Raw genomic sequence first — 13,634 nt, 5'->3', positions numbered from 1 at the left:
ATGAGCGGCACGTCGACGCTAGATCGGCAGGTCGATCGAAAGCCGCCGCCAGCGCGACAACAGCTCGCTGCCGCCGGCATCAAGGCAGCGAGCGAGACGCACCTCGGTCGTCGCGGCCTGTTGCAGCGTCTGCGCGACCAGCGCCGTCGCATAGTCCCAATAGTCGCGCCGCCCCTTCGGATCGTCGTCGACCAGCGATTTTGCGAGGATCTCGACATAGATCGCAGCGACGGCTCTTTGCCAGAGCTCACCCGCGCGCTCGCCCTCCGCCGAGGACGCGCCGGTCCGCGACTGCCAGGCCAACCAATAATTTTCCTCCGCGCCGCCCCAAGCGGATGGCAATAGCGATGGATCGAGGCATGGCGAGCGACACTCAAGCGGCTGCATGCCGCGCGCGTCGCAGAAGAAGCAATAGCCAAGCTTGTCGTACCAGCCGACGCGCAGCAATCTGCGAATCTCGGTCTGTTGATCCGCTGCGAGCCGCCTCACGCCGGTCCGTTCGAGATCGCCGATGATCGCCGCCAAGCGATCGCGATCATACGGCTCGACCTCGAGCACCACGCCGATATTGCGCGGAAACAAGGCGTCGAGCATCTCGATCATCTCGCGATAGAACCGGCCCGCCAGGCCGCCGCCGCGCCACGCCTTCGCGACGCCGACATAGTTGCAGTAGATCAGCTCGCTTGCGTGATCGTAGGTGAAGAAGCCGAGGCCGATCGCGCGCCCTTCCGCGCGCAGGATGAAGCAGCGCGAGTCGAGGCAATATGACAGCTGCTGATCACCGACGCTGAACTCTCGTCGCTCGCCGACATCATCTGACAACACCCAGCGCACAATGTCGTCGGGGGCGTCGCGCTCGTTCGGAGGAAACAGCTCGGCATACAGATCGAGGACGCCGGTGTTGCGAAACGCCGCTTCATCGCGCAGATCGTGCCGCGTCACCACGATGTCGAACGTCAGCGGCCCTGTTGCGTCACCGGCAACTGCCCCGCGTCTGTCGTTCAGAATCCGCAACGCGTCCTCCCGTCACAATCTTCGCATCGAATTATGACTGTTGATCGCTTGCATCAGCCGCGCCCGGCAGAATTGAAGCCGTCATCCAACCTCTGTTACAAGCGGCTTGAAATCGCGACGGAGCATATCAGTGGCTGACGAGACAATCTCCCGCCAGGGGTCACGAGGGGCGCAGGGGCCGCAGGGCCGTCAGGGCGAGCCGGGTCGGCCCGGTCCGCAAGGACATCCGGGGCGGCCGGGGCCGGAAGGTGCGCGCGGCAAGCCGGGCCCGCAAGGCAAGCCCGGACTGGTTGGGAAGGCGGGTCCCCAGGGCAAGCCGGGAGCGCAAGGCAAGGCGGGCGTGCAGGGTCCGCGCGGCGAAGCTGGTCCACAGGGACCGCAGGGACCGGCCGGCCCGCGCGGTGAAGCCGGCCCGCCCGGACAATTGCCGTCGATCGAACAGGTGATGCCGTGGCTGCACATGATCTTCGACGCCTGGGAAGACTACAAGCGCACCAAGGAGCGTGAAGCCGCCGAGTTCGCCGAGCGCGATGCCGCCGAGCGCGCGGCAGCGGAGGCGATCGCGCTTGACGTCGACGCCATCGACTTCGCGGAAGATGACGACGAGGACGACGATCACAAGAAAAAGAAGAAGCACCGCAAGAAGGACAAGAAGTAATCCTTCCTGTCCTCGCGCGGCGACACGGCCAGCTCTGTCCGTGCCGCGCCCGATGCCTACGGCTCCGCGCCGGGATTGGCCGGAGGATCGGAGGGTCGAGCAAGGTGCATGAGCTGGAAGACCCAGCGCATCGCGTAGTACCAGGCAACGCCCGCGAGCGCCCCGCAGGCCGACAGGATGATGACGTTGGCAAGGTCGATCGTCCCGCTCGACCACAGCATGCCGCAGGTCCAGAGCACGGCGAACGCAATCGAACAGGACGTGAGCAGGGCAGGCTTCATGGCGTCGCTCCGGGATCGGGTGAACGACACCGATGCCCGGACGCGCGGCGCCGCACCGTGACCTGCGTCACGGTACGCCCCGCCCTCAGCCAAACCGCAGGCGCGAACGCTCCCTCGCCTTCTCCGCCTCCACCTCGCGATCGCGCGCCGGTGCCGTGGTCTGCAACGAGATCAGGAGCCTGCGCGCGGCATTCGAGACCTCGGTCACGGCGAGGTTGAAGGCGGCCTCATTGGACTGCGACGGCTTGTTGAAGCCGGACAGTTTGCGCACGAACTGCAGCGCCGAGGCGTGAATCTCGTCCTCGGTGGCGGGCGGCTCGAAGTTGAACAGCGTCTTGATATTACGGCACATGTCGGTCTCCCTCGCCCGCGGCAACGGGGCGGCTCTCTCAAGGACGATCGGCTGCTGCAAAATACGACATCGTGGTCTATTCTGGCAGTGTCATCGTCCACGGTGGAGCGAGGTTCCGGATGAGCCACGTGATCTACAAGGTCGTCCAGCACGACGGCGGCTGGGCCTATACCGTCAACGGGGTGTTCTCGGAACCATTTCCTACCCACGCCGCGGCACTCGCCGCTGCCCGACGCGCCGCCAACGAGCAGCGCGTCCCCGGCCGTACCGAGGCGATCCAGTACGAGACGTCGGACGGCAAATGGTTGACCGAAACCGCCTCCGGCAATGACCGCCCGGAGACCGAGGTCGAGGACGGCCGCTAGTTCACCTCGTCGCTTTCAGAACGGAACCTGGACGCCAAGCCGGTCGAAGAACGCCCGCCCCCGATCGGTGATCCGCAATGCGCGCGGAATCCGATGCGGCGCAACGCCGCGCATCTCGACCAGCCGCGCCAGCACGGCATTGGCAAACGGACCGGCGAGATGCGGCACGCGCTCGGTCCAGTCGTTGCAGAGCCGCAGATGCGGCTGCCGCGCCGAATCGAAATCGATTGCCTCGGCCCGGCACCAGGCCAACCCCTGCTCGGTCACGCGACCATCGCGGCCGTCGATCACGACGAGGCGGCGGCGGATCAGCGCATTCGACAACAGCACGCCGAGCTGACCCGCAAGGTGGTGGTAGCAGGTCCGCGATCGCCTGAGCTGCTCGGCCGGCATCGCACGCCGCCGCCCGACGGTGGCCTTGGCCGCAAGATCGACGAGGTTCTCGATCAGCGCCGCGACGTCGTCGTCCCTGATCCGGTAATATCTGAACCTGCCCTGTGCCCACACCGACAGCACGCGGGCGTCGACCAGCTTCTGCAAATGCGCGCTGGCGCCTTGCGGCGAAATGCCGGCGACCGCAGCAAGCTCGCCCGCCGGCAGCGCCTTGCCGTCGGCCAGCGCACTGACCATGGCCTCGCGGACCGGATCGCCCAAGGCCTCGGCGATCCGCGAAAATCCTGTCTGCAAAGCCTGGGATGATCCCACCGCATCGTCCTCCAGATCGCGCCGAAACGTCCTACCCGCATGCGCCGTGCCGCGCAGTTCATTTCAGATTTTCCTGAAACGTCGCGGCGGCCTGTTCCGTTCAAATGGGCGGCAGTCGATCAAACACAAGGGAACGATCATGACAGCCGGCAGCAACGACGCGGAACGCATCTACAGGCTCTGGGATGAGGCGCTCGGTAACAAGGACCTCGAGGCGGCGCTCGCGCTCTACGCAGCCGACGCCTCGATCGAGAGCCCGCTTGTGCAGCATTTGATGCAGACCAAAGACGGGATCGTCCACGGCCGCGACGCGCTGCGCGAGTTCATCACGCGCGTGTTCCGCACCAACCCGCCGCAACGGCGGCGCTTCAAGCAGGGTTTCTTCAGCGACGGCCGCGTCCTCACGTGGGAGTATCCGCGGCAGTCTCCGGACGGCGATCAGATGGATCTGGTCGAGGTCATGGAGATCGATGACGGCCTGATCCAGCGTCACCGCGTCTATTGGGGATGGTATGCGCTGAACGTACTCAAGGAGAGCTAGCCGAACACATCTTTGCCAGCCGCGCCGAGCAGCTCTCGGACAACGCTTTCGGTCATGCTAGGCTTGCACCGAAGCGGCTGGACAAACGCGCCGCGCGTGGGAAGAAGCATGATGATCCGTTGGTGCGCGGCGCTCGTGGCCGCTCTCGTCTCGATGTCGGTACCGGCCATGGCTGCAGATTACCCCACGCCGCAGGACGGTGAGTGGACCGCGAAGGACTTCAAGTTTCACAGCGGCGAGGTGATGCCGGAACTGCGGCTGCACTACACCACGGTCGGCGCGCCGACCGGACAGCCGGTGCTGGTGCTGCACGGCTCCGGCGGCTCGGCCGCCAGCATGCTGACGCCGAGCTTTGCCGGCCAGTTGTTCGGCCCCGGCCAGCCGCTCGACGCGGCGAAATACTACATCATCATCCCTGACGGCATCGGGCACGGCAAATCGTCGAAGCCGTCGGACGCGATGCGGACGAGCTTTCCGAAATACGACTACAACGACATGGTCGACGCGCAGTATAGGCTGGTCACCGAAGGGCTCGGCATTAGGCATCTGCGGCTCGTGATCGGTAACTCGATGGGCGGCATGCACACCTGGATCTGGGGCGTGCGCTATCCGCGGATGATGGACGTGCTGGTGCCGATGGCCTCGCAGCCGACCGCTATGGCGGCACGCAACTGGATGCTGCGTCGGACGATGCTGGAAACGATCCGCAACGATCCCGACTACAATGGCGGCAACTACACCAGCCAGCCGCGGATGATGAAATACGCCGTCGCCGCCTATCGCTTCGCCAGTGCCGGCGGCACGCTCGGCTACCAGACGCTGGCGCCGACCGCGGCGCAGGCCGACAAGCTGGTCGACGACCAGCTGGCGCTGCCGGTCACATCAGATGCAAACGACTACATCTATCAATGGGAGGCCTCGCACGACTACGATCCCTCCGCCGGAATGGAGAAGATCGAGGCCACCCTGTGTGCCATCAATGCCGCCGACGATGAACGCAACCCGCCGGAGACCGGCGTCACTGAAGCTGCAGTGAAGCGGATCAAGAACGGCAGGATTGACTTGATCCCGGCAAGCAGCGAGACACGCGGCCATCTCACCACCGGCGATGCGAAGTTCTATGCCAGGCAATTGCAGGAACTGTTGCAGACGGCGCCGACGATGTAGCGATCGAGGCCCGGGCAATGTCCGCTGATCGCTTCCGCCGCATTGCGCTGAGCCTGCCCGAGGTCATTGAAGGCGCGCATCACGGCACAACCGATTTCCGCGTCGGCAAGCGCATCTTCGCAACCCTCGGCTATCCCGACCAGGATTGGGGCATGGTGAAGCTGACACCTGAGCAGCAGGCGATGCTGGTCGAGGCCGAGCCGGAGATCTTCCGGCCGGTGCCGGGCGGCTGGGGCAAGAGCGGCAGCACCAATGTCCGCCTCGCGAAAGCGGATCAGATCACGCTGCGCAGCGTGCTCGAAATGGCGCGGGACAATATCGCGGTGAAAGCCGCGAAGAAGGCGCGCACGAAGCAACCAACCTGAGCGCAACCATCCCGCACTGCATCAAGCAAGACACGCGGATTCGCTCATTCTTTGAGCATGCATCTCGCGCGCGTTTCGTGCCTAATCGCGCAAACACCGGATTCGCGTGACGCTACGCGCGGGTCACGTAGAAGTTTTCGCCGGAGGAAGGCAATGCGAAAGCTCACGCATGTCGCGGTGCTTGCGTGGCTCGCCATGATGGCGGGCGCTGCACTGGCGTTCGACAACGGCCAATATGACAACGTGCCGCCCGATATCCGCGCCTGGTTCAAGAGCGTGATCGCGCCGAATGGCGTGCCGTGCTGCGACATCTCCGACGGCCATCGCACCAGCTACGACGTTCGGGGCGGCGCCTATTGGGTGCCGATCGAGGGCGAGTGGATGATGGTGCCGGAGCGCGCCGTGATCCGCGATCGCGGAAACCCGGTCGGCGAGGCCGTGGTGTGGTACGTGCACCACCGCGGCAGCATCATCATCAGCTGCTTCGTTCCGGCGGATGCGGTCTGAACGGCGCCCGCCGCCTGCGCGGGAAGCCTGCGCGCGAGGTCGCGTCAATTTGAAACAGTTACTCCCTGTTAACCTTACTTTTTAACCAATAATTAAGGATGAGTTTGCGGGCGCCGTGAGGCGCGGCCTAGCGTCTGCAGAAATGCTCCGTAACCGCGAGTTGGTGCGTGCCATGGCTCTTCGAAGAATGGCGTATCGAACAACTGGGGCGCTGATGGCGTCCCTTGGCGTTGCAGCGCTGCTGCTTGCTTCCCCGACCGAGACATATGCGAGATCCGGATCCGCAGCGCGCGGCACGTTCTCCTCGCACCATCCAGCCTTCCGCCATCATGTGCGGGTCCCCGGCATCGTGTTGCCGGACGCGGGCGGTTATTATGATGGCGCGGCGAGCGTTCCCTTCGCTGCCGACGTCCCGGCGCCAGTCTCGAGCGACGTCCGTTACACCTACACCCAGGACGTGCCGTGGGATTGGGCGCATCGCTATCCGCCGGCCGTGGTGCCGTCGGATCGGCCCTATGTGTCGAGCTGCCCCACCGAGAGCGTCACGGTGCCCGGCCGGGGCGGCGACCGCACGGTCAACATCACGCGGTGCTACTGACGAATAGCTCGATCCCGTTCGCAAAAACAAAAGAGGCCGCCCGCAAGGACGGCCTCTCGTATTTTGGCAGACGCTCGGCGCGCCGGCAGACAGCCGGTCAGGAATCCTCGCCCTTCAGATGGCCGACGTGCTTCTGGGTGTAGAGCTCAAGGCCGATGCGCTTGATCAGGTCGAGCTGGGTCTCGAGGAAGTCGATGTGGTCTTCCTCGTCCTTCATCAGCTGCTCGAACAGGTCGCGGCTGACATAGTCCTTGACGCCATGGCAGTAGGTCGCCGCCTCCTGGTAGAGCGTGCGCGCGCCGATCTCGGCGGCGAGGTCACACTCGATGATCTCCTTGACGTCCTGGCCGATCTTCAGGGGATCGAGCACCTGCAGGTTCGGGAAGCCGTCCAGGAACAGGATGCGATCGACGAATTTGTCGGCGTGCTCCATCTCCTCGATGGACTCCTTGCGCCAGACCTTGGCCATCTCCAGGAGGCCCCAATTGTTGAGCATCCGGTAGTGCAGCCAGTACTGATTGATGGCGGTCAGTTCGCTGCGCAGCCCCTTGTTCAGATAATCGATGACCTTCGGGTCGCCTTGCATGATCCACTCCACCTGTCGCGGCCAACCTTGGCCGACGCTAAACTTAGAACGTTTCTAAATCAGATTGCCGGCAAGAGCAACCTGTCGCAGAAGCAGCGCGTGGATAACCGGATTCGAAGGATTTGGCGCTGCGACTTCCAGCGAAGCGGAAGCCGGTTCGCGTCAGGAAACGCGTCGAAGCAGAAAGTCTAGCAGGCCGCGAGCGCGAATTCGGCCGGCTCGGCGTCCTCGTTGGCGGCGTGCGGATGGCCGCTGTGGGGGCAGCCGGAGCAGCAGGCCTTGGCGCAGGGACCGAGCGCCTCGTCGATGATCGCCTTGATGGTGCGCGCGCAGCGGCCGCATTCGGCACTGCAGCCGAGGCAGCCGTACACCTGCTTGGCATTTCGTGTCACGGACCCACCGCCATTGACGGCATTGCGGACATCGTGGTCGCTGAGGACGTTACAGGAACAGACAATCATCGGAGAAAGGCGGGGTCCAACGGTGATGCTTTCCAATATGGATATTGTCGGTTCCCGCGGGATGCAAAAGGAAAAAGCGGTTTTTGTAGCAATTCCAAACTGATGAGGGATTCATATTGGAATGAGTCTAAATCGGTCGGAGGTCAGGAATCCGACACCCGCCGGGTGGCTGACGGGCCAATAACCGCTTCCTTCGCCGCCGGCCCCCATGAGCACACGCCTCGCCGCGGCGCTATCGGGCTTGTGCGTTGCAAGATATTGCAAAAGCTGCAAGCATTTGGTCGCGAATGCGGCAGCGTCGTTCATTGATCATTCAAGCTGAATATGGAACCCTCCGGCGAGACAGATCGCCAATGCACGCTGTCCCTGCTGCCGCGAGAAAGGTGAGGCCATGAAGAAGACATTGCTGGCGCTTTGCGCCGTTGCCGCTGTGGCGGCTTCGACTGTGGCGGTGCCCGCCCCCGCCCAGGCACAACGCGGTGTCGCCGCCGGCGTCGCTGCGGGATTGATCGGTGGCGCCATTGTCGGTGGCGCGATCGCATCGCAGAACCGCTATTACGGTCCCGGATACGGCTACTATGCGCCCGGTCCGGCCTATGTCGCCGAACCCGGCTACGGCCCCGACTGCTTCTGGCAGCGCCAGCGGTTCTGGGACGGCTACACCTGGCGTGTTCGCAGCGTCCGCGTTTGCGATTGATCGCCGTTCATCTCGATTAAATCGAACCAGATGTCCCGGAAAACCGACTGTTTCTCCGGGACATCTGCTGCAGATGGCCAGAAAAAACCGCTTTTCTGCGCGATCAGCCTGCGGACGTTTACTTTCGGTTGACTGTTCTGCGCTGTTTAGCAAGACAGCAGTTCGAGATCAGCGTGTGAGTCACCTCAACCCGGCGCCGAACCACGACGCCACCACCTTCCAGGAGAGCCAAAGACATGAAGAAGACTTTAGCTGCCCTTGTCGCCGTCACCACGATTGCCGGTTCGCTGGCCGTTGCTCCGGCTGCCAAGGCTGGTGACGGCGGCGCCGTCGCGGCCGGCGTTGCCGGCGGCCTGATCGGCGGCGCCCTGCTGGGCGGCGCTATCGCAGGCGCTCGCCCCGCCCCGGTCTATGTCGCACCGGCGCCGGTTTACGTCGAAGAGGCCCCGTGCCGTATGGTTCGTGAGCGCTTCTGGGACGGCTACGGCTGGCGCTTCCGTCGCATCCAGGTTTGCGACTGATCGACCGACACGTTTTCAGCATCACATTCGAAAACCCGGCCTCGCGGCCGGGTTTTTGCTTTTCGCCACAGGCGGCCATGCGAGCCGGCCCGATCAGCGCCGCCCGTTCATCGCGCGCAGCACCGCCTCGCTCGGCCAGCAATCGACCTTCAGCCCGGCCTGCTTCTGATAGGCGCCGAGCGCCGCGCGGGTCTGCATCCCGGCCTTGCCGTCGAGCTTGTCCTTGTAGAGACCGATCTTCGTCAGCTGCTGCTGCATCGCCTCGACATCGGCGGAGCGCAGCTGCTTCGACGCCGACCATGGCGTCGCGAATGGCTGCGGGCTCGTCATGCGGTCGGCGAGGTGGCCGACGAACAGCACGTAGAGATCGGAGAAATTGTATTCCTTGATCACGAAGTAGTTCGGCGTGGTCAGGAAGGCGGGACCGTAGCTGCCTTCCGGCTGCAGCAGCGACGCCGATTGCGCCTGCTCGGCGGCGCTGAGCTTCTGCCCGCGCACCGGCACGAAGCCTGCGCGCAGCCACTGGCTGATCGGCTTCGTCACTTCAGGCACGCCCATCGTGCAGTCGGCATTGGCCGGCGCCTGCACCTCATAGGCCCAGCGCACGCCGGGCTGCCAGCCCTTGTTGACCAGCTGCTGCGCGGCGGAGGCGAGCGCGTCCGGCACCGAATGCCAGATGTCGACGCGGCCGTCGCCGTCGAGATCGACGCCGTGCTTGTAATATTCCGACGGCAGAAACTGGGTGTAGCCGGTCGCACCGGCCCAGGAGGAGCGCATCTCCTTGCGCGTCACCGCACCCTCGCCGAGGATCTTCAGCGCCAGGATGAACTCGGTACGGTACTGATCCTTGCGACGGCCGACATAGGCCTGCGTCGCCACCACGCGCAGCGTGTCGTAGGGCAGCGAATAGCGCCCGTAGTCGGTCTCGCGGCCCCAGATCGCCAGCACGACGGTGGCCGGGACGCCGAACCGCTTCTCGATCGCATCGAGCGAGGAGCGATACTTCTGCAACAGCCGCTGCCCCTCGGCGGCGAGCCGCGCGATCGAGGCTTCCCTGATGTAATCGGCCGGCACCTGCACGAACTCGGCCTGCGCCGGTGCGCCGGTCTTCGGACGTCCGGGCAGGATCAGGTCGGGCAGCTTGTAGTCGGGCTCGAGCGAGCGCGTCTCGCGATCGAAGGTCTCGCGCGACACGCCGGCGGCCTTGGCCTCCGGCCACAGCGAGGCGATGAACTGCGTGAACGCAGCATCGGCGGCGCATGCGGGCCGCTGCAGCGGCGCACAAAGCAGCAGCGCGAATGCGACAATGGTGGCTGGCCATTTCATGATCGATCTCACCCTGCGGAAACGGGCATTGCAACGCGGATTCGGCAATTGTCAGAATTCAATTCTGGGCGGTAAGTTTTGCCATGCGTATATTTCTGTCATTTCCCTCCGAACTGGAATCGCAGGCTGACAGCATCGCCCAGTCCCTGCGCAATTGCGACCATGACGTTTTCTTTTCGCACGACGATCTTCCGCCGGGCGACAGCTTCGATGCGCGCGTCGAAAAGCCATCGAAAGCAGCGATTTTATGGTGTTCCTGATCAGTCCGGAATCGGTGACCAGGGGACGCTACACGCTGAGCGAGCTCGCCTTTGCCCGGAACAAATGGCCGAACCCCAGCAACCGCGTGCTGCCGGTGATGATGGCGCCGACCCCGCTCGACCAGGTTCCGACCTATCTCAAGGCGGTCACGATCCTCGAACCTCAGGGCAGCGCGGCCGCCGAGACACGGGCCGCCGTCGATCGCATGCTGGAAGCCAAAAGCGAGCAGTCGCGCGACCGACCGATCTTGCCCTTCGCCGTGCTGTCGCTTGCGTCGGCCGTCCTGTGCAGCATGGTCGCGACCTATGCGCTCAACGTCCTGCAATATTCGTTCGTCGTCTCCGACGCCGGCGGCATCACGATCCTGCCCGGCGTGATATTCGGCGCGGCGATCGCGACCTGCAATGTGATGTTTGGCGCCAGGGACCGGTTTCAGCTGGCGCTGGTGGTCGCGATCACGACGGCGGCGTGGATCGCGGCCATCGCAGCCGGAACGGTTTACGGCGCGATCGTCAGGCTGCCGACCTTGCTGGGCTGGCTGGTGCTGTTCGGCGTCTGGCAGACCGCGTTTGTCCTCGCGATGGCCCGCGGATTTCCGCGGGGCGCGGCGCAAATCCCCGAATGGCTCGGCAGATCCGCGCCGGCACTGTTCGGCTCGCGCGCGGCGCGGTGACGCCGCGCCGCCGTTCATCCCTAATGCCCAACCTGCTGCTTGGCGCCTTCAATCGAGTCGTTCGACAGCTTGTCGACGATGGCGATGCCGATCGCCGACAGGATGAAGACGCAGTGGATGATGGTCTGCCACATCACGCCGGTCTCGGTGTAGTTGCCCTTGCCTGACGACAGCGCGCCGGCCTCGATGAAGGTGCGCAGCAGATGGATCGAGGAGATGCCGATGATGGCCATCGCCAGCTTGATCTTTAGCACGCTGGCATTGACGTGGCTGAGCCATTCCGGCTCGTCCGGGTGTCCCTGCAGATTGAGGCGCGACACGAAGGTCTCGTAGCCGCCAACGATCACCATCACCAACAGGTTCGAGATCATGACGACGTCGATCAGGCCGAGAACGGCCAGCATGATCTGCTGCTCGCTGAAATCGAAGGCATGGGCGAACAGGTGCCATAGTTCCTTGAGGAACAGCACGACATAGACGCCCTGGGCGATGATCAGGCCGACATAGAGTGGCAATTGCAGCCAGCGCGATCCGAAGATCAGCATGGGAACGGGACGCAGCGACCGGCCCTTCGCGGGGGCGCGCGCCTCAGAAAGTGCGGACATGGTGGAGTGCTCGCAGGATTGAAAATTGCGGAGCGCTCTATCTACGCAATCCCGCGCGCTTGAAAAGCGACAACTGGCCGCAGATTGCGCCGCGATGCCGTCACGATCCTGCCAACGAAGAACGGTCGAGCGCGGCGAGATGCCGCGTTCGACCGTTCATACTGGTCAGCGCGTCAGCTTCTTGTACTTCACGCGATGAGGAATGATGCTGTCCTGGCCGAGCCGGCGCATCTTGTCCTTTTCGTAATCCTGGAAGTTGCCCTCGAACCATTCGACATGGCTGTCGCCCTCGAAGGCCAGGATGTGGGTCGCGATGCGGTCGAGGAACCAGCGGTCATGGCTGATGATGACGGCGCAACCGGCGAAATCCTCGAGCGCCTCTTCCAGCGCGCGCAGCGTGTCGACGTCGAGGTCGTTGGTCGGTTCGTCGAGCAGCAGCACGTTGGCGCCCGACTTCAGCATCTTGGCGAGATGCACGCGATTGCGCTCACCGCCTGACAACGCGCCGACCTTCTTCTGTTGGTCAGCGCCCTTGAAGTTGAACGCCGAGCAGTAGCCGCGCGAATTGACTTCCTTCTTTCCGAGCAGGATCAGCTCGTTGCCCCCGGAGATCTCCTCCCACACCGTCTTGTTGCCCTCGAGCGCGTCGCGCGACTGATCGACATAGCCGAGATGCACGGTCTCGCCGACCGTGATGGTGCCCTTGTCCGGCGTCTCCTGCTCGGTGATCATCTTGAACAGCGTGGTCTTGCCGGCGCCGTTGGCACCGATCACGCCGACGATGCCGCCGGGCGGCAGCTTGAAGGTGAGATCGTCGATCAGCAGGCGATCGCCAAATCCCTTGCTGAGACCTTCGAAGTCGACGACGTTGGCGCCGAGCCGCTCGGCGACCGGAATGATGATCTGCGCGGTCTGGGTCTGCTTCTCGCTCGCCTTCTTGAGCAGATCCTCATAGCGCTGGTAGCGGGCCTTCGACTTGGCCTGGCGCGCCTTCGGCGAGGACGCCACCCATTCCTGCTCGCGGGCCAGCGTCTTCTGATGCGCGGCATCCTCGCGGCCTTCCTGCTCGAGTCGCTTCTGCTTCTGCACCAGCCAGGACGAGTAATTGCCCTCGTACGGGATGCCGCGGCCGCGGTCGAGCTCGAGGATCCAGCCCGTGACGTTGTCGAGGAAGTAGCGGTCGTGGGTCACGATCAGGATCGCGCCGGGATAGTTGCGCAGATGGCCTTCCAGCCACGACACCGATTCGGCGTCGAGATGGTTGGTCGGCTCGTCCAGCAGCAGCAATTCCGGCTGGTCGAGCAGCAGGCGGCACAGCGCCACGCGGCGGCGTTCACCGCCGGACAGTTTTGTGACATCGGCATCGTCGGGCGGGCAGCGCAGCGCGTCCATCGCCTGGTCGACCTTGCTGTCGAGATCCCACAGGCCCTGGGCCTCGATCTCGTCCTGAAGCTTGGTCATCTCGTCGGCGGTCTCGTCCGAATAGTTGACCGCAAGCTCGTTGTAGCGGTCGAGGATCGCCTTCTGCTTGGCGACGCCCTGCATGACGTTCTCACGAACGTTGAGTGCCGGATCGAGGTGCGGCTCCTGCTCGAGATAGCCGACGCGGGCGCCCTCGGCGACCCAGGCCTCGCCGTTATACTCCTTGTCGAGGCCGGCCATGATCTTGAGCAGCGTCGACTTGCCCGAGCCGTTGACGCCGAGCACGCCGATCTTGGCGTCCGGGTAGAAGCTCAGATGGATGTTATCGAGCACCTTGCGGGTCGGGTACGCCTTGGTCAGACCCTGCATGAAATAGATGAACTGGCGAGCCATCCGCTGTCCCTGGAATTGATCCGATTTGTGGAAATTTTGCTGCCGCCGATGTAACGGCCGGCCCCCGAAAGCGCAACCGCGGGACCTCTGTTTTCCGTCCGTTCACCACGTTTCGCGGCTTCACCACGGGTGATTA

The 13,634-nt window shown here is 64.1% G+C and carries 20 protein-coding genes; 11 read left to right on the top strand and 9 right to left on the bottom strand.

Features of this window, described 5'->3' with window-relative positions; genetic code table 11:
• Nucleotides 1-18: 18 nt before the first annotated feature.
• Complete coding sequence (locus ACVIYL_RS17895; RefSeq protein ID WP_456779311.1) at nucleotides 19-1,014, bottom strand: hypothetical protein; 996 nt, start codon at nucleotides 1,012-1,014, stop codon at nucleotides 19-21.
• A 130-nt stretch (nucleotides 1,015-1,144) separates the two neighbouring features.
• Here ACVIYL_RS17895 and ACVIYL_RS17890 point away from each other — a divergent pair, with 130 nt between their 5' ends.
• On the top strand, nucleotides 1,145-1,672 hold the full coding sequence (locus tag ACVIYL_RS17890) for a collagen-like domain-containing protein (protein WP_057019139.1): 528 nt from the start codon (nucleotides 1,145-1,147) through the stop codon (nucleotides 1,670-1,672).
• A gap of 56 nt (nucleotides 1,673-1,728) precedes the next feature.
• Here the strand turns inward: ACVIYL_RS17890 and ACVIYL_RS17885 are convergent, their stop codons facing one another.
• Both ACVIYL_RS17885 and ACVIYL_RS17880 read right to left on the bottom strand, forming a co-directional pair.
• Nucleotides 1,729-1,953, bottom strand: coding sequence for a hypothetical protein (locus ACVIYL_RS17885; protein ID WP_092087309.1), 225 nt, complete (start codon nucleotides 1,951-1,953; stop codon nucleotides 1,729-1,731).
• Nucleotides 1,954-2,038: 85 nt separating this feature from the next.
• On the bottom strand, nucleotides 2,039-2,305 hold the full coding sequence (locus ACVIYL_RS17880) for a DUF2277 domain-containing protein (protein ID WP_057019313.1): 267 nt from the start codon (nucleotides 2,303-2,305) through the stop codon (nucleotides 2,039-2,041).
• Between the two features lie 119 nt (nucleotides 2,306-2,424).
• Here ACVIYL_RS17880 and ACVIYL_RS17875 point away from each other — a divergent pair, with 119 nt between their 5' ends.
• On the top strand, nucleotides 2,425-2,670 hold the full coding sequence (locus ACVIYL_RS17875) for a DUF2188 domain-containing protein (protein ID WP_016840968.1): 246 nt from the start codon (nucleotides 2,425-2,427) through the stop codon (nucleotides 2,668-2,670).
• 15 nt (nucleotides 2,671-2,685) lie between these two features.
• Here ACVIYL_RS17875 and ACVIYL_RS17870 read toward each other — a convergent pair whose 3' ends face one another.
• Nucleotides 2,686-3,375, bottom strand: coding sequence for an ArsR/SmtB family transcription factor (locus ACVIYL_RS17870; protein WP_310880300.1), 690 nt, complete (start codon nucleotides 3,373-3,375; stop codon nucleotides 2,686-2,688).
• A 139-nt stretch (nucleotides 3,376-3,514) separates the two neighbouring features.
• Between ACVIYL_RS17870 and ACVIYL_RS17865 the strand changes: the two genes are divergently transcribed.
• From ACVIYL_RS17865 to ACVIYL_RS17845, 5 genes are all read left to right on the top strand, one after another.
• On the top strand, nucleotides 3,515-3,916 hold the full coding sequence (locus ACVIYL_RS17865) for a nuclear transport factor 2 family protein (RefSeq protein ID WP_456779310.1): 402 nt from the start codon (nucleotides 3,515-3,517) through the stop codon (nucleotides 3,914-3,916).
• A 111-nt stretch (nucleotides 3,917-4,027) separates the two neighbouring features.
• Nucleotides 4,028-5,083, top strand: coding sequence for an alpha/beta fold hydrolase (locus ACVIYL_RS17860; RefSeq protein WP_456781849.1), 1,056 nt, complete (start codon nucleotides 4,028-4,030; stop codon nucleotides 5,081-5,083).
• Between the two features lie 17 nt (nucleotides 5,084-5,100).
• Entirely contained in the window at nucleotides 5,101-5,448 is a 348-nt protein-coding gene (locus tag ACVIYL_RS17855) for an MmcQ/YjbR family DNA-binding protein (RefSeq protein ID WP_456779309.1), read from the top strand.
• Between the two features lie 153 nt (nucleotides 5,449-5,601).
• Nucleotides 5,602-5,955, top strand: a complete 354-nt coding sequence (locus ACVIYL_RS17850) for a hypothetical protein (protein ID WP_076830365.1) — start codon at nucleotides 5,602-5,604, stop codon at nucleotides 5,953-5,955.
• Nucleotides 5,956-6,142: 187 nt separating this feature from the next.
• On the top strand, nucleotides 6,143-6,553 hold the full coding sequence (locus ACVIYL_RS17845) for a hypothetical protein (RefSeq protein WP_253607160.1): 411 nt from the start codon (nucleotides 6,143-6,145) through the stop codon (nucleotides 6,551-6,553).
• A gap of 97 nt (nucleotides 6,554-6,650) precedes the next feature.
• Here ACVIYL_RS17845 and bfr read toward each other — a convergent pair whose 3' ends face one another.
• On the bottom strand, nucleotides 6,651-7,139 hold the full coding sequence (gene bfr, locus ACVIYL_RS17840) for a bacterioferritin (protein WP_026193251.1): 489 nt from the start codon (nucleotides 7,137-7,139) through the stop codon (nucleotides 6,651-6,653).
• 188 nt (nucleotides 7,140-7,327) lie between these two features.
• Nucleotides 7,328-7,600 (bottom strand): (2Fe-2S)-binding protein, encoded by a 273-nt coding sequence (locus tag ACVIYL_RS17835; protein ID WP_016843730.1) that lies wholly within the window; start codon nucleotides 7,598-7,600, stop codon nucleotides 7,328-7,330.
• Nucleotides 7,601-7,991: 391 nt separating this feature from the next.
• On the opposite strand from ACVIYL_RS17835, the gene ACVIYL_RS17830 reads away from it, so the two are divergent.
• Both ACVIYL_RS17830 and ACVIYL_RS17825 read left to right on the top strand, forming a co-directional pair.
• A complete protein-coding gene (locus ACVIYL_RS17830; RefSeq protein ID WP_016843729.1) occupies nucleotides 7,992-8,297 on the top strand; it encodes a hypothetical protein in 306 nt (101 codons plus the stop codon).
• A gap of 236 nt (nucleotides 8,298-8,533) precedes the next feature.
• On the top strand, nucleotides 8,534-8,818 hold the full coding sequence (locus ACVIYL_RS17825; protein WP_016843728.1) for a hypothetical protein: 285 nt from the start codon (nucleotides 8,534-8,536) through the stop codon (nucleotides 8,816-8,818).
• 93 nt (nucleotides 8,819-8,911) lie between these two features.
• On the opposite strand, the gene ACVIYL_RS17820 is transcribed toward ACVIYL_RS17825, so the two are convergent.
• Nucleotides 8,912-10,144, bottom strand: coding sequence for a lytic murein transglycosylase (locus tag ACVIYL_RS17820; protein WP_456779308.1), 1,233 nt, complete (start codon nucleotides 10,142-10,144; stop codon nucleotides 8,912-8,914).
• Between the two features lie 83 nt (nucleotides 10,145-10,227).
• Here ACVIYL_RS17820 and ACVIYL_RS17815 point away from each other — a divergent pair, with 83 nt between their 5' ends.
• Together ACVIYL_RS17815 and ACVIYL_RS17810 are read left to right on the top strand one after the other, a co-directional pair.
• Entirely contained in the window at nucleotides 10,228-10,404 is a 177-nt protein-coding gene (locus ACVIYL_RS17815) for a hypothetical protein (RefSeq protein ID WP_456779307.1), read from the top strand.
• Nucleotides 10,392-11,078, top strand: coding sequence for a hypothetical protein (locus ACVIYL_RS17810; RefSeq protein WP_456779306.1), 687 nt, complete (start codon nucleotides 10,392-10,394; stop codon nucleotides 11,076-11,078). The genes ACVIYL_RS17815 and ACVIYL_RS17810 overlap by 13 nt, the downstream gene beginning before the upstream one ends.
• A 20-nt stretch (nucleotides 11,079-11,098) precedes the next feature.
• On the opposite strand, the gene ACVIYL_RS17805 is transcribed toward ACVIYL_RS17810, so the two are convergent.
• Together ACVIYL_RS17805 and ettA are read right to left on the bottom strand one after the other, a co-directional pair.
• Nucleotides 11,099-11,683, bottom strand: coding sequence for a TIGR00645 family protein (locus tag ACVIYL_RS17805; protein ID WP_016843725.1), 585 nt, complete (start codon nucleotides 11,681-11,683; stop codon nucleotides 11,099-11,101).
• Nucleotides 11,684-11,848: 165 nt separating this feature from the next.
• Nucleotides 11,849-13,498: an energy-dependent translational throttle protein EttA gene (gene ettA, locus ACVIYL_RS17800; protein ID WP_057019129.1), complete on the bottom strand. Its 1,650-nt coding sequence runs from the start codon at nucleotides 13,496-13,498 to the stop codon at nucleotides 11,849-11,851.
• Between the last annotated feature and the right edge of the window lie 136 nt (nucleotides 13,499-13,634).

The sequence above is a fragment of the Bradyrhizobium sp. USDA 3315 genome, from assembly GCF_054056795.1.
This window is presented reverse-complemented; position numbering and strand designations above follow the sequence as displayed.

Bases quoted from the DNA above. Each gene is read 5' to 3' on its own strand.
- ACVIYL_RS17885 (WP_092087309.1), bottom strand. From the start codon at position 1,953: ATGAAGCCTGCCCTGCTCACGTCCTGTTCGATTGCGTTCGCCGTGCTC.
- ACVIYL_RS17880 (WP_057019313.1), bottom strand. From the start codon at position 2,305: ATGTGCCGTAATATCAAGACGCTGTTCAACTTCGAGCCGCCCGCCACC.
- ACVIYL_RS17875 (WP_016840968.1), top strand. From the start codon at position 2,425: ATGAGCCACGTGATCTACAAGGTCGTCCAGCACGACGGCGGCTGGGCC.
- ACVIYL_RS17865 (WP_456779310.1), top strand. From the start codon at position 3,515: ATGACAGCCGGCAGCAACGACGCGGAACGCATCTACAGGCTCTGGGAT.
- ACVIYL_RS17860 (WP_456781849.1), top strand. From the start codon at position 4,028: ATGATCCGTTGGTGCGCGGCGCTCGTGGCCGCTCTCGTCTCGATGTCG.
- ACVIYL_RS17855 (WP_456779309.1), top strand. From the start codon at position 5,101: ATGTCCGCTGATCGCTTCCGCCGCATTGCGCTGAGCCTGCCCGAGGTC.
- ACVIYL_RS17850 (WP_076830365.1), top strand. From the start codon at position 5,602: ATGCGAAAGCTCACGCATGTCGCGGTGCTTGCGTGGCTCGCCATGATG.
- ACVIYL_RS17845 (WP_253607160.1), top strand. From the start codon at position 6,143: ATGGCGTATCGAACAACTGGGGCGCTGATGGCGTCCCTTGGCGTTGCA.
- bfr (WP_026193251.1), bottom strand. From the start codon at position 7,139: ATGCAAGGCGACCCGAAGGTCATCGATTATCTGAACAAGGGGCTGCGC.
- ACVIYL_RS17835 (WP_016843730.1), bottom strand. From the start codon at position 7,600: ATGATTGTCTGTTCCTGTAACGTCCTCAGCGACCACGATGTCCGCAAT.
- ACVIYL_RS17830 (WP_016843729.1), top strand. From the start codon at position 7,992: ATGAAGAAGACATTGCTGGCGCTTTGCGCCGTTGCCGCTGTGGCGGCT.
- ACVIYL_RS17825 (WP_016843728.1), top strand. From the start codon at position 8,534: ATGAAGAAGACTTTAGCTGCCCTTGTCGCCGTCACCACGATTGCCGGT.
- ACVIYL_RS17820 (WP_456779308.1), bottom strand. From the start codon at position 10,144: ATGAAATGGCCAGCCACCATTGTCGCATTCGCGCTGCTGCTTTGTGCG.
- ACVIYL_RS17815 (WP_456779307.1), top strand. From the start codon at position 10,228: ATGCGTATATTTCTGTCATTTCCCTCCGAACTGGAATCGCAGGCTGAC.
- ACVIYL_RS17810 (WP_456779306.1), top strand. From the start codon at position 10,392: ATGGTGTTCCTGATCAGTCCGGAATCGGTGACCAGGGGACGCTACACG.
- ACVIYL_RS17805 (WP_016843725.1), bottom strand. From the start codon at position 11,683: ATGTCCGCACTTTCTGAGGCGCGCGCCCCCGCGAAGGGCCGGTCGCTG.
- ettA (WP_057019129.1), bottom strand. From the start codon at position 13,498: ATGGCTCGCCAGTTCATCTATTTCATGCAGGGTCTGACCAAGGCGTAC.